This is a genomic window from uncultured Oxalicibacterium sp., from assembly GCF_913776015.1.
GTDB lineage: Bacteria > Pseudomonadota > Gammaproteobacteria > Burkholderiales > Burkholderiaceae_D > Oxalicibacterium.
Genome location: NZ_CAJYMD010000010.1, coordinates 1 through 17,185 on the forward strand (window position 1 = coordinate 1; position 17,185 = coordinate 17,185).

Annotated in this window: 19 protein-coding genes; 10 read left to right on the forward strand and 9 right to left on the reverse strand. The window is 55.6% G+C overall.

Annotated elements, in window-relative coordinates:
- On the reverse strand, positions 1 to 1,159 hold a 1,159-nt coding region (locus QZ725_RS01750), incomplete at its 3' end, for an MFS transporter (RefSeq protein ID WP_293775849.1).
- A gap of 291 nt (positions 1,160 to 1,450) precedes the next feature.
- Positions 1,451 to 2,356, reverse strand: coding sequence for a LysR family transcriptional regulator (locus QZ725_RS01755; RefSeq protein ID WP_293775851.1), 906 nt, complete (start codon positions 2,354 to 2,356; stop codon positions 1,451 to 1,453).
- Between the two features lie 103 nt (positions 2,357 to 2,459).
- On the opposite strand from QZ725_RS01755, the gene QZ725_RS01760 reads away from it, so the two are divergent.
- The 6 genes from QZ725_RS01760 (at position 2,460) to QZ725_RS01785 (ending at position 6,917) form a co-directional block, all read left to right on the forward strand.
- A complete protein-coding gene (locus QZ725_RS01760; protein ID WP_293775853.1) occupies positions 2,460 to 3,074 on the forward strand; it encodes an NAD(P)-dependent oxidoreductase in 615 nt (204 codons plus the stop codon).
- A 245-nt stretch (positions 3,075 to 3,319) separates the two neighbouring features.
- A complete protein-coding gene (locus QZ725_RS01765) occupies positions 3,320 to 3,994 on the forward strand; it encodes a tRNA-uridine aminocarboxypropyltransferase (protein WP_293775855.1) in 675 nt (224 codons plus the stop codon).
- Positions 3,991 to 4,353: a glyoxalase superfamily protein gene (locus tag QZ725_RS01770; protein WP_293775857.1), complete on the forward strand. Its 363-nt coding sequence runs from the start codon at positions 3,991 to 3,993 to the stop codon at positions 4,351 to 4,353. Before QZ725_RS01765 ends, QZ725_RS01770 begins: the two co-directional genes overlap by 4 nt.
- Before the next feature lie 168 nt (positions 4,354 to 4,521).
- Positions 4,522 to 4,767, forward strand: a complete 246-nt coding sequence (locus QZ725_RS01775) for a hypothetical protein (protein ID WP_293775859.1) — start codon at positions 4,522 to 4,524, stop codon at positions 4,765 to 4,767.
- 244 nt (positions 4,768 to 5,011) lie between these two features.
- Positions 5,012 to 5,596 (forward strand): TetR/AcrR family transcriptional regulator, encoded by a 585-nt coding sequence (locus tag QZ725_RS01780; protein WP_293775860.1) that lies wholly within the window; start codon positions 5,012 to 5,014, stop codon positions 5,594 to 5,596.
- Between the two features lie 16 nt (positions 5,597 to 5,612).
- Positions 5,613 to 6,917 (forward strand): MFS transporter, encoded by a 1,305-nt coding sequence (locus QZ725_RS01785; RefSeq protein ID WP_293775861.1) that lies wholly within the window; start codon positions 5,613 to 5,615, stop codon positions 6,915 to 6,917.
- Here the strand turns inward: QZ725_RS01785 and smpB are convergent.
- The gene (gene smpB / locus QZ725_RS01790) at positions 6,905 to 7,354 is read right to left on the reverse strand and encodes an SsrA-binding protein SmpB (RefSeq protein ID WP_293775862.1); all 450 of its coding nucleotides are present in this window, start codon (positions 7,352 to 7,354) and stop codon (positions 6,905 to 6,907) included. The genes QZ725_RS01785 and smpB overlap by 13 nt on opposite strands.
- Before the next feature lie 109 nt (positions 7,355 to 7,463).
- Between smpB and QZ725_RS01795 the strand changes: the two genes are divergently transcribed.
- Together QZ725_RS01795 and QZ725_RS01800 are read left to right on the forward strand one after the other, a co-directional pair.
- A complete protein-coding gene (locus QZ725_RS01795; RefSeq protein WP_293775864.1) occupies positions 7,464 to 8,198 on the forward strand; it encodes a sulfite exporter TauE/SafE family protein in 735 nt (244 codons plus the stop codon).
- A 249-nt stretch (positions 8,199 to 8,447) separates the two neighbouring features.
- Entirely contained in the window at positions 8,448 to 10,649 is a 2,202-nt protein-coding gene (locus QZ725_RS01800) for an ATP-binding protein (protein WP_293775865.1), read from the forward strand.
- A 41-nt stretch (positions 10,650 to 10,690) separates the two neighbouring features.
- On the opposite strand, the gene QZ725_RS01805 is transcribed toward QZ725_RS01800, so the two are convergent.
- Positions 10,691 to 11,137 carry an NUDIX hydrolase gene (locus QZ725_RS01805; protein WP_293775867.1) on the reverse strand — a complete coding sequence of 149 codons (447 nt, stop codon included), beginning with the start codon at positions 11,135 to 11,137 and terminating at the stop codon, positions 10,691 to 10,693.
- Between the two features lie 427 nt (positions 11,138 to 11,564).
- On the opposite strand from QZ725_RS01805, the gene QZ725_RS01810 reads away from it, so the two are divergent.
- Complete coding sequence (locus QZ725_RS01810) at positions 11,565 to 11,981, forward strand: GreA/GreB family elongation factor (protein ID WP_293775868.1); 417 nt, start codon at positions 11,565 to 11,567, stop codon at positions 11,979 to 11,981.
- A complete protein-coding gene (locus tag QZ725_RS01815) occupies positions 11,978 to 12,109 on the forward strand; it encodes a hypothetical protein (RefSeq protein WP_293775869.1) in 132 nt (43 codons plus the stop codon). The genes QZ725_RS01810 and QZ725_RS01815 overlap by 4 nt, the downstream gene beginning before the upstream one ends.
- Positions 12,110 to 12,204: 95 nt before the next feature.
- On the opposite strand, the gene QZ725_RS01820 is transcribed toward QZ725_RS01815, so the two are convergent.
- The 5 genes from QZ725_RS01820 to QZ725_RS01840 form a co-directional block, all read right to left on the reverse strand.
- Positions 12,205 to 12,885: a MarC family protein gene (locus QZ725_RS01820; RefSeq protein ID WP_293775870.1), complete on the reverse strand. Its 681-nt coding sequence runs from the start codon at positions 12,883 to 12,885 to the stop codon at positions 12,205 to 12,207.
- A gap of 31 nt (positions 12,886 to 12,916) precedes the next feature.
- A complete protein-coding gene (locus tag QZ725_RS01825; RefSeq protein WP_293775872.1) occupies positions 12,917 to 13,840 on the reverse strand; it encodes a DedA family protein/thiosulfate sulfurtransferase GlpE in 924 nt (307 codons plus the stop codon).
- 110 nt (positions 13,841 to 13,950) lie between these two features.
- Positions 13,951 to 14,820, reverse strand: coding sequence for an archaetidylserine decarboxylase (gene asd / locus QZ725_RS01830; protein ID WP_293775874.1), 870 nt, complete (start codon positions 14,818 to 14,820; stop codon positions 13,951 to 13,953).
- Between the two features lie 47 nt (positions 14,821 to 14,867).
- Entirely contained in the window at positions 14,868 to 15,089 is a 222-nt protein-coding gene (locus QZ725_RS01835) for a hypothetical protein (RefSeq protein WP_293775875.1), read from the reverse strand.
- A gap of 114 nt (positions 15,090 to 15,203) precedes the next feature.
- Complete coding sequence (locus tag QZ725_RS01840) at positions 15,204 to 17,099, reverse strand: AsmA family protein (protein ID WP_293775876.1); 1,896 nt, start codon at positions 17,097 to 17,099, stop codon at positions 15,204 to 15,206.
- Positions 17,100 to 17,185: the final 86 nt, after the last annotated feature.

Sequence of the window (17,185 nt, forward strand, 5' to 3'; positions counted from 1 at the left end):
CCACGGAATTGATCAAGCCGATACCTGCCGCCACAGCCACACCACTCAAAATTGCAGCCGGATATGTCCAGAAGATTGGCATCGTGGACAACATGCCGGCCGTGCCCAACGACAAGGCACACAGCGCGAGAACGACGTTGTCCCCCCATACGGTGCTAAGGAACAGACCGAGGCCACCCAATGCGCTGGCGATGGCAAAGTGCCAGCGACGTTCGCCGGTACGGTCGGCGCTACGCGCGACCAGCAAGGTCGCGATGATGCCGCAGGTATAAGGCACGGCAGTCAGCAGACCGACGTCCAATGCATCCTTGACGCCCGAGGCTTTCACCAATGTTGGCAGATAGAAGCTGATGCCATACAAGCCCATCATGCAGCAGAAGTAGATCGCGGCCATCAACCAGACTTTGGGATTCGTGAAGACGCTAGACAGCGAATGCGACTTTTCAACACTGCCGGCATCAGCGGCAATATTCGTTTCGAGAATGGCTTTTTCGCTTTCCGACAGCCATTTTGCTGAGCGAATGCTGTTCGGCAGGAAGAACAGACACATGATACCCAGCGCCAGCGACGGAATCGCTTCGATCAGGAACAGCCATTGCCAGCCGTGCCAGCCATTCCAGCCGGCAAAGTGATTCATGATCCAGCCCGACAACGGGCCACCGACCACACCTGCGACTGGAATACCGATCATGAACAAGGCGTTCATGCGGCTACGACGCGAAGTCGGGAACCAGTACGTCAGATACAACACGATGCCTGGGAAGAAGCCGGCTTCGGCCACACCCAGCAGGAAGCGAATAACGTAGAACGCGGTCGGGGTCGTGACGAACATGGTGGCGGCCGACAGAATCGACCATGTAATCATGATGCGGGCGATCCAGACGCGAGCACCGACGCGGTGCATGATGATATTGCTCGGCACTTCGAACAGAAAGTAACCGATGAAGAAAATACCTGCTCCAAGACCGTAGACGGTTTCGCTAAATTGCAGGTCATTCAACATGGACAGTTTGGCAAAGCCGACGTTGACGCGATCAAGGTACGCCGCAACGTAACAGAGGAACAGGAATGGCAGCAAACGCAGGGTGACTTTTGCGTAAATGCTGTCTTCCTGTTGTTGACGGTCGCGTGCAGCGACGTCCGGAAAAGTAGCGCTCATGAAATTATCTGCTCTTAAAACGATTTCGGCCGCGTTGCAGCATCACGTGATGCAGCGACCGAGGCCGGATCTGAAAATTGATGCGCGAAGCGCATGGCATGTGCAAACAGACTGGATTGGCAGGCTTTTGCAAGAATCACGGCAGAGGATGTCTGCCGGGAAAATCGGTCGACCGGGTTTGGTCGGACAACGATCATATCCCCGCAAAACGCATTGCGAGATGCAAAAAATTCACCCTGAGATGAAATTAAATTTGAGCGAGACCCGCATGGATATTAGCTTACAGCCAGCTTACAGCTTTTCGAGATCAGGGTCATTCGCAAACCGCTCCACGAGAAAATCCAGCATGCTGCGCAAGGTGGCCGGCATGTGCTTACGCGAACTGTAGACGCCATAAATGGAAAGCGATTGCGGTTCATAGGCTGGCAACAGACGCTGCAAACTGCCATTGCGCAAGTGCGGTGCAGCAAGAAAAGTCGGTAATTGGGCAATGCCAGCACCAGCAAGCGCGGCTTGCAACAAGGTCGTTGCATCATTGGCGCTGATATTGCCTTTGACCGGAATGACTAGTCGCTCATCTGATTTTCCATGCAAGTGCCAGACGCTGGTGCCATAAAAGGAATGTGTCAGGCAGTTATGTAGCGAGAGCTGTTGCGGGCGCTGCGGCGTACCATGTTGCGCCAGATAATCGGGTGCGGCGCAGATGACCGATGTACACGAAGAAAACCGGCGGGCAATCAGATTGGGATCGAGATCGCGGCTGATGCGCACGGCCAGGTCGATGCGCTCCTCCACCAGATTGACCGCATGATCGAGCAGCACCATGTCGATATGGACTGCCGGATAGCGTTTCACGTAATCCGCCACTGCGGCAGCCAGATACGTTTGTCCGAAGGAGGTACTGCTGGTGATGCGCAGCAATCCGGCCGGTTGCGCCTCGGTATCGCGCATCGCCCCCTGCATTTCTTCCATCTCTTCCAGCATGCGACGACAGCGCGGTAGCAACTGTTCTCCAGCAGCGGTCAAGCTTAAACGCCGCGTCGTACGGTGCATGAGGCGTGCCCCCGCCCACTCTTCCAGTTCAGCCAGGTAGCGCGATACGACAGGACGCGAAAGCGACAGGCGATGTGCCGCAGCCGATTGGCTACCTTCATCGACGACACTGACGAAAACTCGCATGGCAGTCAAACGGTCCATGATTTGCACGATTTCAGAAACAAATAATCGCCAATACTAGACTTTTTTAGAATCAAATGAGCAACTATGCTCAAGCTTTTCCAACATCAACAAAGGAATCATCATGAGCAAGATCGCCATCATTGGTGCTACCGGCCGCGCCGGCAGTCAACTGACCGAAGAAGCACTGCGTCGAGGCCATTCCGTTACCGCCATTGCTCGCAAAGCCAGCGCGGCGCCGGCACGTGCTGGTGTCACGGCGGTTGATGTCGATGTGCAGGACACCGCAGCCCTGCAAAAAGCCCTGGCCGGACACGATGCCGTATTCAGTGCCGCCCACTTCAGCACGATCGAGTCGGACAAGATTCTGAATGCGGTAAAAAATGCGGGCGTCAAACGCTTGCTTGTCGTTGGCGGAGCGGGCAGCTTGTTCGCTGCGCCCGGCTTGCGTGTCATTGATGCACAGGGTTTCCCGGAAGAATACAAGGCGGAAGCCAGTGCCGGCGCCCGTTATCTGGATATGTTGCGTAATGAAAAAGAGCTCGACTGGACCTTCCTGTCGCCATCGGCCGAGTTCGTCGAGGGACCGCGCACCGGCAAATTCCGTCTCGGCAAGGATGACTTGCTGGTCGATGCGAATGGCCGCAGCTGGATCACGTTTGCCGACTACGCGATCGCCTATCTCGATGAACTGGAGAAACCTGCACATTCTCGCCAGCGTTTCACAATCGGATATTGAACCAGTACCTTGCACAAGCGCGATGGCGCGCCCAACGCCGCCATCACAGCTTGCGCACTTGCTCAATACAGGAAGAATGTAGAAGTCATCCGCAACGGCCTAGAATGCATGCAGTAGAATCCGGGCATGTTTCATTTCTGCTTTATTCGATCCAATTTGCGCGCCGTCCCTGCCTGCTGGCACAGGCGCGTGAAGCTTGTGTCATGTATTGCATGCTGCCCTGATTCATTTGGCGCAATACGATCATGAGCGAGAATGACGCAACACCGCGCCGTGCCCTGTGCGTGCAATGCGAACGCCCGCAAAGCGCATGCATCTGTCACTGGATTATGCCGACCGGAAATACGATCGACATACTCATCCTCCAACACCCGCTGGAAACCGGTCACGCCAAAGGCACCGGATTACTTCTTCATCGCAGCCTGCAACACAGCAGCCTGGCAATCGGCGAAGAATTCGACGCTGAAACCCTCCAATCCTTACTGCATGGCCCGTGCGACAAACTGGCCGAGCACTCATCAGGCAAGCCGATTACCGCCCTGCTCTATCCTGAAGACGCTGCAACGTACACAAACGGCGATGCAGGCAGTCATGAGAATCATCTCAAGCCAGACCGCCTGGTCGTGCTCGATGCCACATGGCGCAAAAGTCGCAAGATGCTTTATCTGAATCCTTTATTGGCTGCATTGCCACGCGTAGCGCTCAAGGACATCACATCCTCGCGTTACCATATTCGCAAGGCGCATCGTGACGACCAGCTCTCGACATTCGAAGCTACCTGCCACGCTCTCGCGCAACTGGAAGGTGACACAAATCGTTATGTGCCGATGCTGCAAGCCTTCGACGGTTTCGTCGCACAGCAACAGACATATAGACAACAGCACGCCCTTGGCTCACCGACTTCTGAGTACAAACCATGACACTCTCATCCGCCATTCCCATTTTTCGCATTTTCGATGTTGCGCTTGCCAAGGACTTCTATCTCGATTTTCTCGGTTTCACGTTGGAATGGGAACATCGTTTTGAAGCCGATCTGCCGCTATACGCGCAGATTCGCCGCGATGCGCTGTGCTTGCACTTAAGCGAACATTACGGCGATGCCAGTCCCGGCGCGACCGTATTCATTCCCGTAGCCAACATCGCCGTGTTGCATGCGGAATTGATCGCCAGGCAGCATCCACGCTGTCGCCCTGCAATCGAAGAGGTCGATTGGGGACGCCTGATGCAGATCAGTGATCCTTTTGGCAATCGCCTGCGCTTTTGCGAGCTGCATCCGTAATCAGAACAGGCGGAGACCGCGAGAGAAACTCGTCATCATTCATGCTGCAGGAATTTCTCCTTTTCGCAACATCGCCAGAACAAACCGACCCTTACCCACATGTAGTTATATTGCTTGGCGCAAAGCACTCCTATAATGAAATCGCACAACCTGACTTGCGAGGTCATCATGGGCACCAAAAAGATGTTTTCCGGGATGGATACCGACAGCCGTCGTTTCTATGCGCGTATCTTCAACATCGCCGTGTTCAATCTGTATGCGGTGGAAAACAAGCTGTTCGACTCGCTGATCTGCCAGTCCGATGATCCGCATGTGCTCGAACGCTGGGAGCAAGCCGAGCAACGCATTCTCGATACTTTGCAAAGTCGCGCCGAAGGCGACCCGAACGAAGACAGTATCTGGGGGGACTTCTAGTTAGCTGCACATCAAAGGCATCAAACCTTTGATGGCGCATTTCGATCCGCAACGATTTACCGCCTATTGTTAGCTGCGTGGGGCGATGTTTCGTTTCCTAATCTCCTGCCTATAAACACGACGTCGACTTCTGCGTAGTCGCTCGAGACGATACGCGTTCGCTTATAAATTATGATGATCATCTATTGATTAGATGAGGGTCATCATTTATATTCGTCGAATCACAACGTCTCTTCATATCGTCATGCCGCGCGCTTCCAAAGAACAAAGCACTCGCAATCACGCCCGCATTGAGGAAACCGCTTCCCGACTTTTCAGGGAACGAGGCGTGAACGGCATCAGCGTCGCCGACCTTATGCAGGCTGCCGGGCTGACGCATGGCGGCTTTTATGGGCATTTTGCAAGCAAGGATGAGCTGGTCGCTGCGGCTTGTACGCATGCATTCGCGCAGTCGATCGAGCGTTGGCAGAGTCGCATACAGAAAAAACCGGCTGGAACGAAGGCCTTGCACGCGCTTGTCGATCCTTATCTCACACCCAGGATGGTTGATCAGGTAGGCAATGGCTGTCCTGCCGTTGCGCTGGCCGCTGATGTGATTCGCGAACCATTGGAAAAGCCTGTGCGGACAGCGTATCTCGAAGGCAGCAAGGACCTCATCGATCTCTTGACTAGCGCTTCCACCATCCGAGACGCTGACAAGCGCCGTAAAAAGGCGCTTGTGCAATGGAGCACCATGGTCGGCGCACTGCTTCTGGCGCGCGCCACACAAGGCGATGACTTGTCCGATGAAATCCTGTCCGCCGTGCGCGAACAACTCCTTGCTGAATAACGTGTCCCTTTAAACCATGCTTTCCCAATCGTTTTCAGACTGGCTGCAACGCAAGAATCTGCACTACGGCTGGATTATTGCCGCTCTGACCTTCCTGACCATGCTGACATCGTCTGCGGCACTTGGTCTGCCTGGCGCCCTGCTGCAGCCGTTGAGCAGGGAGTTTGGCTGGAATGCCGATCAGATTTCGTCCGCAATGGCCATTCGTTTCATGCTGTACGGTTTAATCGGCCCGTTTGCAGCGATCTTCATGCAGCGTTTCGGTTTGCGCAAAGTCGTTTGCAGCGCCTTGCTGCTGATTGCCGCCTGCCTGATTCTTTCCACGCAGATGCGCGAACTCTGGCATTTATTTGCGCTGTGGGGCCTGACGCTTGGGGTCGCTTCGGGCATGACCGCGCTCGTACTCGGCACCGTGGTAGCAAGCCGCTGGTTCGAAAAACGTCGCGGCCTTGTCATCGGCATGCTGACGGCCAGTACGGCCACCGGACAATTGCTTTTTCTGCCGCTCGCTGCCTGGTTGATTGAACAATTTGGCTGGCGCATGGCCGTCGTGCCCGTTTTCATCGTATGCGCCATTGTGTGTGCATTGGCCTATCTATTGCTGCGCAATCAACCGCAAGATATCGGTCTGCGACCTTACGGTGCCGATCCAGAGATGCCGATTGCTCCCGTGCAGCCGTCTCGACTGACCTTGCTGGAGCCATTGCACGTGCTTGCCCATGTGGCACGTCATCGTACTTTTTGGGTATTGGCCGGCACTTTCTTCATCTGCGGTCTCAGTACAAGCGGCCTGATCCAAACGCATTTCATTTCGCTGTGCGGCGACTACGGGCTTGCCGCCGTACCTGCAGCCAGCGTGCTGGCCATGATGGGCGCGTTCGATTTCGTTGGCACCATTCTTTCGGGCTGGCTTTCGGATCGCTATGACAACCGCAAATTACTGTTCTGGTATTACGGTTTGCGAGGCCTTTCGCTATTCTGGCTGCCTCATTCGGAATTTACGCTGTACGGCTTGTCGCTATTTGCCTTGTTTTACGGATTGGACTGGATTGCTACCGTTCCGCCGACCGTCAAGCTGACCGGATCCGCTTTTGGCAAGGAACAGGCAGGCATGGTGTTCGGCTGGATATTCGCCGCGCATCAACTCGGTTCGGCCGTCGCGGCTTATGGCGCGGGCCTCACGCGCACTTGGCTGTTAACCTACAATCCTGCGCTTTATGCAGCCGGCGCGGCTTGCCTAGTGGCTGCGATGGTGATTTTTCTCATTCCGCGGCAGGACCGCACCACACAGATAAAAGCTGACGACAATCAGCGGCGATGAATTTTCATGATCTGCTGCTGTTCGCGTAACCAGTCGCGCTCGCGTTCTGCGTTGCGTTTGTCGTACTCGCGCTTCCCCTTGGCCAAGGCAATACTGCATTTGACACGTCCCTTCACCCAATGCAGATCCAACGGCACCATCGTGAAACCGGCTTGTTGCACCTTGCCGACCAGTCGGTCGATCTCGCGGCGATGCAGAAGCAATTTTCGTGTCCGACGTGCCTCGGGGTGGGAGAAAGACGAGGTACTTGTCAGCGAACTCACATGCGCACCAAAAAGAAAAATCTCGTCATCGCGCGCGATTACATACGCTTCCTTGAGTTGTACACGTCCTTGCCGAATCGCCTTGACTTCCCAGCCTTGCAAGGCCATACCGGCTTCGTAGCGTTCGATGATGGTGTAATCGTGTAGGGCCTTTTTGTTGTCGGCAATGCTCATGACTGTTTTCAGTGTTTCGTTATGGGCCAGAGTGTACCGCGCAAGGCACGGACAGCGTGCATGGTTTAAGATCGGCAGCTTCCCTTCTTTGTGCGACAAGTGACGCGATATGAGCGGCTATCTATTCGTCTTGCTGGTTGGCTTGGCGGCTGGCGTTATCAGCGGCATTGTCGGCACCGGCTCATCGATCATGCTGCTACCGGTTCTGGTCTATACCTTTGGACCGATCGAAGCCGTACCCATCATGGCCATTGCTGCCGTGCTGGCCAATCTGTCCCGCGTGATTGCCTGGTGGTCGATGATCGACTGGCGTGCCGTCGCGGCCTATTCCGTCACTGGCATGCCGGCCGCTGCACTTGGCGCGCGAACCTTGCTGTCGCTGCCTGATGGCATCATCAACCTTTGTCTTGGCGTCTTTTTCATTGCAATGGTTCCAGTGCGACACTGGTTGAAAGCGCATGCCTTTCGTCTGCGACTCTGGCAATTGTCTCTCGCGGGCCTTGTCGTCGGCTATCTGACGGGTCTCGTGCTTTCCACCGGTCCGTTGAGCGTTCCCGCCTTTAGTGCTTATGGATTGGTCAAAGGCGCCTTTCTTTCCACTGAAGCCGCCAGCTCATTCATGCTGTATTTGAGCAAGTTGTTCGTATTCGGCGAATTCGGTGCATTGCCACTCGACATCATCATCAAGGGCTTAGTCGTGGGGTCCTCGATCATGGCCGGCACTTTCATTGGCAAGATCGTCATGCTCAAGATGAGCGAGCAGGCATTTCAGTATTTACTTGATGCGCTGTTATTTTGTTCGGGGCTTTCGTTGTTGTGGGCAGCCATCAAATCCTCACAGTAAGAAATAAGACGTAGCAGTTTTGCATCTTTTGCTGTTTGCATGGATGGACTCACGTACAATCCTTCGATCAATTCAAGGTGCCCGAAAGCCCAGCCTCATTACGATGCCTTCTCTTGCTGATTACGTGATCCATCAAGCAACGCGCACGATGTGCATCCTGCCAATTTTTAATGTGGATATCGGCACAATCCTGTCTAATGCAGACAAGATCGACACATCACGGCATTTACAGCCCCATGGTGTCGACGCATGATCACACCGATTTCCTTTGCCGGCGGCAACCTTCCTGTCGATTTAACCAATTGTGATCGCGAGCCAATTCATATTCCTGGTTCGATTCAGCCGCATGGCGCGCTGCTGGCGTTTGCACGTAATGGCACCCTCCTGATTCACAGTGAGAATGCGAACGACATGCTCGGCGCCTTGCCGAACATTGGCGCAGCACTGGATTTTGACCATCTGAACCAGCCCGTACGTGATGCCATCGCGAAGGCGTTGACGCTGGAAGAAGTGCATGACGACATCCTTGATACGCAACTGCCGACAGGCAAGTTCGATATCATTTTCAGCAAATCGGGCGGGCTCGTATTGGTCGAATTCGAGCAAAGCCGGCAGTCTGCCATTACGCTCGACGCTTTCGCGGTGTTGGCGCAACGGGCCATTTCACGTATTCAGCGGCAAACGGATACCGACGAATTACTGCGGGTAGCCGTATCGGAAATTCATGCCCTGACCGGTTTCGATCGTGTCATGGCTTATCGTTTTTTACCGGATGACAGTGGCGAGGTGGTGGCCGAATGGCGCCGCGACGACCTAGAACCTTTTGTTGGTCAACGTTACCCTGCCGGTGACATTCCGGCCCAGGCGCGCCGCCTCTACATTCTCAACCCGCTACGCCTGATTGCCGACATCGGCTACAGACCAGTCGCACTGTTCCCGCAAAACAATCCGCTAACGCATGCGCCACTCGATCTGAGCCGTAGTGTGCTGCGTAGTGTTTCGCCGATTCATGTCGAATATCTGACCAACATGGGCGTGGCGGCCTCCATGAGTATCTCCATCGTCGTCAACGATCGCCTGTGGGGCATGATCGCCTGCCATCACATGACGCCTTATCTGGTGCCGCGCGCAGTCCGCATGTCGTGCCAGTTGCTGTCGCAGATTGTCAGCGTCTTGGTGGAACGCACATTGACGCAGGAACACGCGCGTGCGATCCAGCGCTCGGCCGCAGTACGCATTCGCATCACCGAGCGCACCAGCCAAGCTGGCGATCTGTTGCATGCTCTGTCCGAAGAAAACCCGAATTTCTTGGACCTGATTGCCTGCCAAGGTGCCGCCGCCTCTATCGATGGCCGAGTCACTGTGTTCGGCAACGCCCCGTCAGAAGCGCACGTTCTGCAATGGATCAATTGGCTGGATACGAATGTCAGCAGCGACGTTTTCCTGACGGATTCGATTGTGCGCGATGTGCCAGCGTTACAAGATGCTAGCGGCAACATGGCTGGTCTGCTTGCTGTGCGTTTTCACAGCGAACGCAATGGGTATCTGTTCTGGTTTCGCAATGAGCAGATCGAAAGCGTACGCTGGGGCGGCAATCCCGACAAGACGTATGGAATCGGTCCGCTTGGCGATCGATTGACGCCTCGCGGCTCATTTACCGAGTGGAAGCAGGAAGTCAAGAACCGCAGCCATGCGTGGCTGGCGAGCGAACTGGAAATCGCCTCACAATTCCGCACCGATCTGCAAGCGATTGCATTGGCGAAAAGCACCTTGTCCGAACGTGCGCGCGACATGCTGTTTGCCACACTGGGACATGACCTGCGCGATCCGCTGCAAGCCATCATGATGGCGGCGGAAATGTTGGAACGGCAAGGCGCAACCGAGAGCGGCAAGACGCAATCAGCCCTTGGCAAACGCATCACCAATTCCAGCGGTCGCATGAAACGTCTGATTTCGGAAGTGCTGGATGTGAGCCGCATCCAGAACGGGCTTGGCCTTAGCATTGTACGTTTGCCGACGCCGATAGCGCCCCTGCTGCGCGATCTCGTACGCGAAGTGGCGATTGCGCACCCGCATCTGCAAATTCTGCTGGATATCGGTCAAGCCGGCTCTGCCGATGTCGATGCAGATCGGTTGAGCCAGGTCGTATCGAATCTGCTCAGCAATGCACGTCACCACGGTGACAATGCCAAGCCGATCCGTGTCGTGGCAAAGTCGGATGAGGACAATTTGCATATCAGCATTGCCAATCACGGCCCGGCTATCGATCCGCAACTGCTACCCAATCTGTTCAATCCGTTCAAATCGTCTTCGCTGCAGAACGAGAAAAATCAGGGCGGACTCGGCCTCGGCCTGTATATCGTGAAGGAAATCGTCAAAGGCCACGACGGCAGCATTGCAGTCCGTTGCGTCGAAGGCGAAGTCATTTTCGACATCATCATTCCAAAGTAAAAACGGCGCTCCATGCGCCGTTTTTACTGTTCACGCAGCGTTCAAACCGAACAGGGACGCCCTGCCGCTTCCATCGCCATCCGCGCTACGCGATCCACGGCAAAGATCAGCTCGCGCTGCCCGTCGCACAGTTCTACAAACGGCACCCACTCTGCGATGGCCGCATCGTCTGCGGCGACGGGATCACCCGCAATCCAAGTGCAGGCGATCGCGGTAATCACAAAGTGATGCGTAAGGTTGCCGGCTTCGTCCTTGTGCAGGGAATCCAGCACGGTCAACACACCTTGCGCTTCAGCAACCACACCGGTTTCCTCGCATAACTCCCGAACCGCGGCTTGCGCCATGGTCTCACCGAAATCCATCTTGCCGCCTGGGAAGCCCCACATGCCCACATCGGGCGGGGTCTTGCGACAAATCAGCAGCAGTGCATCGTCCTTGACGAGCACGGCGATCACGGCGGGAATGGGAAAGCGTGGAAGGATGGACATGATGGATAAAAAAGAAAGCTGCCTATTGTAGCGCCTTGCATCTACGCGCAAACCAAGCAAGGTTGACGAAAAAAACCTGGCCGTTATACTCAAGCCTTCTTATTCAACACATGCTTGCCACTGCCATGTTGTCCGCCCTCTTCCTGCCGACTGCAACCGGATCCTTCATGGATCAGGCCGCATTGCGTCTGCAGAAAGCGGCAAGCATGCTCGCGGCCGCGCCTCTGGCGCAAGTGCCTGCCAGCACCAAAGATCTCGCCTGCCTTTCCTTGGCTCGGTGAGCATCAGACGGGAAACCTGCTTTCCCCTGCTCCCGAGCCTCCTCTCCGCTGTTTGACTGATTGACGGTTGCCCTTCGGCACCGTGTTCTTTTCATTCTCATGTTTCACGTTGGTCGATCCGCATGATCGGCCGGGAGTCTTTCGCCATGAAAAATCAACGCTATCTTTCCCAAGACGACGTCGCCAAGCTTTATCAACTCGCCGAACACATGCTGCGCCTGGATGGCGCGGAAATCGACGCGGCTGAAGAACTGAGCGATATCGTGACCAGTGCAGTACGCCTGCCTGCAGGTTCGCGACGCAAGGATATCGCCTTGCTGGGCAGCAGCATTACGTTCGCTTCGCAAGCGAGCGGCCAATCCAGCAATGTCACGCTTGTTCTTCCAACAGAAGCGGACCCTGCACAAGGACGCATCTCGGTCTTGACGCCAATTGGTCTCGCACTGATCGGCAGGAAGAACAATGCCCTAGTCGATGTGAATCTGCCTTCCGGACGTCACGAAAAAATGCGCATTATCGACATTCAGTCTGCAGAAGCGCTGGAAACAACGAGCGAGCCATGAAGAAGGAATTTTTGCAACGTCGGCTGGAACGGGTTCAACGTCGTCGTCGCCAGCGCACATGGATCGGCATTGTTGCGCTGCTTGCCGCAAGTACCGCTCCCACCCTGCTTTGGCTGTTTGGTGAGTAAGCATGGCCAGTGATGGCATCTTTCAGATGCGGCTGCACTGGCCAGTACCGTACAACCACGGCGTCAGGCCGTGGTCTGCCTTCAATTGGCTAATTTCAATGGGCTAATAAGCCGGCTTCCATCAGTAAATCGAGTGCACCATGCCAGAAAATCTCGATACCGATGCACAACAGGATGAAAGCGGAAAGTCGCAAAACGACCAAGGTACCCAGCCTGCCAAGCAGGCGCACGATCCCATTGGCATAGCGATAGCAAAGAAAAATCACGAGTGCCGTCAACGCGGCACCCAATGCGGCACTGCCCAGCGAAATCACCTGATCGAGCAAACGGTTCGGCGTGTTTGCGCCTAAGGTAATGGAAGCGGCAATCGTGCCGGGGCCCACCGTCAACGGAAAACTGATCGGGTAAAAGCTACGCACCTTTAGTTCGTCATCCGACCACGCTTCTGCCTGATTGGTCGCAACCTGTGTCCGAATCGCATCCTGTCCGTGGTCGCTCAGCAAGCGCCAGCCGGTCGCCATCACAAGCAGTCCGCCGCCGATGCGAACAATAGGCAGCGAAATGCCAAAGAACATCAACACATGCGAACCGATGAACATCGCGCCCAGCAACAGGCAGAAGCAATTGATTGCAACCTGACGCGCGAGTCGTTTTTCTTCCTCCCGGCTGATATTGCCGGCCAGGCTTGCGAAGACGGGGGCATTACCGAATGGATTCAGGATCGGCAATAAGGTGACGGGCACCAGGATCGCTGCTTTTAGAAAAAGGATCAGCATTGCCAGGCCCGATCATCACAAGAAAACATTGTCATTTTTCCACCTCATAACCGGCGGCCACCCATGCATCCATGCCGCCCGTCAAAGGACGCACGCGCTTGTAACCATGCTTCATGAGCTTTCTTGCCACCTGCGCGGCAGAGACTTCGTTCGGACAGGAGCAATACAGAATCACTTCGGCATCTGCATCCATGTTTACCATCAATGCACCGAGATCGTCATCGTTCAGCGCCAACGCACCGGGAATCCGTCCAGCTTCCTGCTCGCTACGTGAACGCACGTCGATAATGACAGGCGGCGTCGCGGTCTTCAATTGCTCATCCAGTTCGCCCACACTGATGCGAGCCATACGCAGTTCCTTGAGAAAGGCATGGCGCTGCCACCATTTGCGCAACAGATACAGCGCAAATACCGCCGCCACCAGGGCTATGCCCCATTTTCCCAATTGCGCCAGGATATCAAGCAGATCGGTCACGGCTGAACGGAAAAGCGAACCGAGGAAGACGGCGGAGCCGACCCACAGCGCGGCGCCCAACAGATCGAACAGGATGAACTGCCATGCACGTGTGCCAACCGCGCCTGCCAATGCACTGGCGACCGAAGCAAAACCGGGAATGAATTTCGCCACGAGCAGTGAAGCCGGGCCGTAACGCCGGTAGACGGACTGCGTTTGCCTTACGCAAGAGTCAGGGGAAAGGGAAATCCGGCAAAGTCGTGCCAGCACACTGCCACCAAAACGCCGACCGGTCATGTACCAGGCATAATCGGCGATCAGCGCCGCGCCGACGCCAATTACAAACAAAGCGGCTGCCGAATAGTCTGCCTGATCAAGTAATGCTGCGGTGACGACCAAGGTGGGATAGGCCGGTACCGGCGCGCCAAGCTGCTCGATCAGCACATTCGCGAAGACGAATAGCAAACCGTACTGGGCAATCAGGTCGAGCAGAAAATCCATGGCCAACTGTTTTCAGAAAAATGACGCAACCATGTGCGTGACTCGACATACGCTGGAAAGAATACGGCAAACGGTTTGATTACTTCATTCTGCGTTTACCGCATGCTTCGCTACGAAACGACTTGCGTATCCGACACAACCAGATCGGCCATGCGCTCGCCGACCTTGATCGCGCCGGTCGATTGCCAGGATTGTTCGAATGCCAGCTTGTCTTTCTGAAACAGCAGTACGACGGTCGAGCCGAGCAGAAAACGCCCCATCTCTTCACCCTTCTTCAGTACCAGATGCTGTTTGTCGTAGCGCCATTCGCGTACTTGGCCCGTGCGTGGCGGGTTGATCACGCCATGCCAAACGGTCTGCATGCTGCCAACGATGGTCGCGCCCACCAGCACCATGACGAACGGCCCATGCACGCTATCAAACACGCAGACCACACGCTCGTTGCGCGCAAACAGATTGGGCACGCCACGCGCCGTGGTCGGATTGACTGAAAACAAGGCGCCCGGCACATAGATCATGCGCATCAGACGACCATCGCATGGCATGTGTACGCGATGGTAATCGCGCGGGCTCAGATACAGCGTGGCAAAACTACCGTGACGGAACTGTTCAGCCAATGCCTGATCGCCGCCCACCAAGGCCGTCGTCAGATAGTTGTGTCCCTTGGCCTGAAAGATCAGATCGTCATGAATCTTGCCGAATTGGCTAATGGCGCCATCCACCGGACTGAGGAAATCGGCATCGGCCTGCGGGCGCGCACCCGGCCGCAAGGCACGCGTGAAGAAGTCGTTGAACGTGGCGTAGCTGTGGATATCCGGATTGGCTGCCTCGCTCATGTTGACTTGATACTTGCCAATGAACCAGCGGATCAAGCCTGTCGTAATGCGGCCGGCTTCCGCGCCGGCAACCAGACCGGCAAACGCCGTCAGCGCCTTCTTGGGCAAAAAATATTGGGGAATGACGGACAAGCGGGTAAACACGATCCGGGCCGGCTCCAAAAAGAGTGAGAGAAAAACAGCGGCAGCGCTTACGTCGATACCCTGATGACGGTGATGCGGTCGATGAAGAATTCGCCATCAACGACCTTGCGATGCGGCGGTTCCGCCAGCTCGAAGCCGCGATTGTCGTCCTGCATCCAGACCTTGACCAAGGTATCGAACTCTTCCGCGTCCAGCCGCAACATCGGGGCGGAAATCACGAAACGGGCACCGTCCTGGTATTTCTTGACGATGTCTTCCAACCTTGCCATGCACCATCCTTTATAAAAATTGCCGTCATCATAACGGGTGTTGGGCGCGAATTCTATCCCAGAGTACGCCAATCCTTGCATACATAAGCGTTTCACCACATTTTCCACCGGCAGTTACTTGCGCGAAAACACCACCTGACACGGATCGGACTCGGGATTCGCACCGTCCCAGATCGAGGTCACGACGATACTGACACCGCTAGTCACAATCGCCGCGCCGATACGCGCCAGTGCCCCGACTGCGCCAGATTCATCCAGTCCCATTTCCGGCTTGGCGATACGCCCTGTGATCTTCACCTCGTTCGCAAAGGTGGAAATGCCAAGGCTGATACCCGAACGGGCGCGCACCTTGCCACGCAAATCCAGCGTCTGCTTGCGCATGTCCACCGTACCGCTGGTAAGCAACTGACTGGCATCGCTACGCGCGCCGACAATGCCAGATCCTTTGGCAACACCATCCTTGAAAGGCAGCTTGGCCGAAAAACAGGCCATGTCCACGCGTTTCGCATCCTTGGCAGAAAATAGGCCGTTCAGCCAGTATTCGGCCTGACCGGCTTGTGCCGAATCGATACGTGCCTGGCCAATATTGATATTGAGCGGGCCGGTGATATTGGCTGCGAGTTCCTTCATGCTTTCGCCATGCGTTTCAACCCGCATGTCCACGCGCATACGCCCTTGATCTACACGCAGCTTCTTGCCGGTCTGCTTGAACCATTGCGAGAGCAATGTCTTGTCCAGTTCCATATTCAGCCTGACGGCGCGACTTCTTGCGACAAACGTGGCGTCGCCCTGCACGCCACCATCGAGCAAGGTGCCTGAAAAAGCAGCCACGTCCATCGTGTCGTCGCGTGTACGCGCTTGTGCTCGCGCATCCTTGACTTCGATACCGTTGCGCAGGCGAAGCAGATCGATGCGCGCATCAATACGGCCATCCATGCCCTGCAAAGCGCTCAGCAATGGCCACGGCAAGGGCTTGTCACGGAACAACTCATTGCTTGGCTTTTCCGGACCGGCGGGTCGTCCGGCGTCGAGCAAGGTTTGCCGCATGTCGATCAGATTGGCATGCAGATCGACGGCATAGGTTTGGCGACTGGTACTGCGATCAATCTGCAAGGCGCCCAGCAGCTGCAGCTTGCCCATTTCCAGTTTCAGATCGCTGATGTATAGCTTCCGGCCCGCCCCCTGTGCCTGCAAATCCAGTTTTAGCGGTACCGGCGAACGTTGATCGAGCGCAAAGAAACGATAGGCAGACGCCAGCGAAGGCGCATTCATCGCCGCCGAAAAGGCGTAGCTTTGCGGTTCCAGGGAAATCGGCAATGTTCCCTTGATCAGCAAGGTCGACTGATCGCTTTTGGCAAACAGCATACCGCCGGTACTGGCGCCTGGTTTGCCCAAGGCTGCGAGATCGTTGAATTCCGCTTTGAGGGTCAGGTCCTGATCGTTGCGTCGTAGTACGGCATCCAGCGCCACGTTACGCAAATGTGCAGAACCTTCGGCTTCCAGATGCGTGATGTGGAGGGAATAGGGTTCTGCCTCAGCCTGGCGCCAGGTGACGGTACTGTTACGAATGCGCAGATCGGTCAGTTCGATATCGGATGCCTGCAAATGACGTTCGCCCGGCATGTCCCAGTTGCGCTGACCATCCTTGCCAATTTCAAAATTGGTCTGCAAACCATCGAAACGCAGGCTTTCGAGCACAAACTTGCCGCCAATGAGTGGCAACAAGGCAAAACGTGCCTCGATGCGTGAGGAAACAAGCAAATGCGGGTCATGTGCCCATTCAGGATTGCTGACGCTGACATCACGTGCTTCCAGATGCGGGTAAGGCAATAGCGATACCGACAGATCGCCAACGCCGAGTTCGCGCCCCCAAGCTTGGCGTACCTTGTCTTGTGCAAATTGCTTGAGTTGCTCACCATCGGCCAGGCGATACAGGAAGACGGCAGCCAGTATCAGCAGCAGCGTTCCCGCTGCCGCACCGGCCCAAGCCCATTTCCGCCATTCGCGCATAACACCCCAGTTGATCAAGAAGGATCAACGCCATTCAGCCTAGCCAACAAAATCCAGCGAAACGATTCTGGATTCTGGCCAAGCGC

Excerpts from the sequence above, each read along its gene's own strand:
- QZ725_RS01755 (WP_293775851.1), bottom strand. The coding sequence starts at position 2,356 with ATGGACCGTTTGACTGCCATGCGAGTTTTCGTCAGTGTCGTCGATGAA.
- QZ725_RS01760 (WP_293775853.1), top strand. The coding sequence starts at position 2,460 with ATGAGCAAGATCGCCATCATTGGTGCTACCGGCCGCGCCGGCAGTCAA.
- QZ725_RS01765 (WP_293775855.1), top strand. The coding sequence starts at position 3,320 with ATGAGCGAGAATGACGCAACACCGCGCCGTGCCCTGTGCGTGCAATGC.
- QZ725_RS01770 (WP_293775857.1), top strand. The coding sequence starts at position 3,991 with ATGACACTCTCATCCGCCATTCCCATTTTTCGCATTTTCGATGTTGCG.
- QZ725_RS01775 (WP_293775859.1), top strand. The coding sequence starts at position 4,522 with ATGGGCACCAAAAAGATGTTTTCCGGGATGGATACCGACAGCCGTCGT.
- QZ725_RS01780 (WP_293775860.1), top strand. The coding sequence starts at position 5,012 with ATGCCGCGCGCTTCCAAAGAACAAAGCACTCGCAATCACGCCCGCATT.
- QZ725_RS01785 (WP_293775861.1), top strand. The coding sequence starts at position 5,613 with ATGCTTTCCCAATCGTTTTCAGACTGGCTGCAACGCAAGAATCTGCAC.
- smpB (WP_293775862.1), bottom strand. The coding sequence starts at position 7,354 with ATGAGCATTGCCGACAACAAAAAGGCCCTACACGATTACACCATCATC.
- QZ725_RS01795 (WP_293775864.1), top strand. The coding sequence starts at position 7,464 with ATGAGCGGCTATCTATTCGTCTTGCTGGTTGGCTTGGCGGCTGGCGTT.
- QZ725_RS01800 (WP_293775865.1), top strand. The coding sequence starts at position 8,448 with ATGATCACACCGATTTCCTTTGCCGGCGGCAACCTTCCTGTCGATTTA.
- QZ725_RS01805 (WP_293775867.1), bottom strand. The coding sequence starts at position 11,137 with ATGTCCATCCTTCCACGCTTTCCCATTCCCGCCGTGATCGCCGTGCTC.
- QZ725_RS01810 (WP_293775868.1), top strand. The coding sequence starts at position 11,565 with ATGAAAAATCAACGCTATCTTTCCCAAGACGACGTCGCCAAGCTTTAT.
- QZ725_RS01815 (WP_293775869.1), top strand. The coding sequence starts at position 11,978 with ATGAAGAAGGAATTTTTGCAACGTCGGCTGGAACGGGTTCAACGTCGT.
- QZ725_RS01820 (WP_293775870.1), bottom strand. The coding sequence starts at position 12,885 with ATGCTGATCCTTTTTCTAAAAGCAGCGATCCTGGTGCCCGTCACCTTA.
- QZ725_RS01825 (WP_293775872.1), bottom strand. The coding sequence starts at position 13,840 with ATGGATTTTCTGCTCGACCTGATTGCCCAGTACGGTTTGCTATTCGTC.
- QZ725_RS01835 (WP_293775875.1), bottom strand. The coding sequence starts at position 15,089 with ATGGCAAGGTTGGAAGACATCGTCAAGAAATACCAGGACGGTGCCCGT.
- QZ725_RS01840 (WP_293775876.1), bottom strand. The coding sequence starts at position 17,099 with ATGCGCGAATGGCGGAAATGGGCTTGGGCCGGTGCGGCAGCGGGAACG.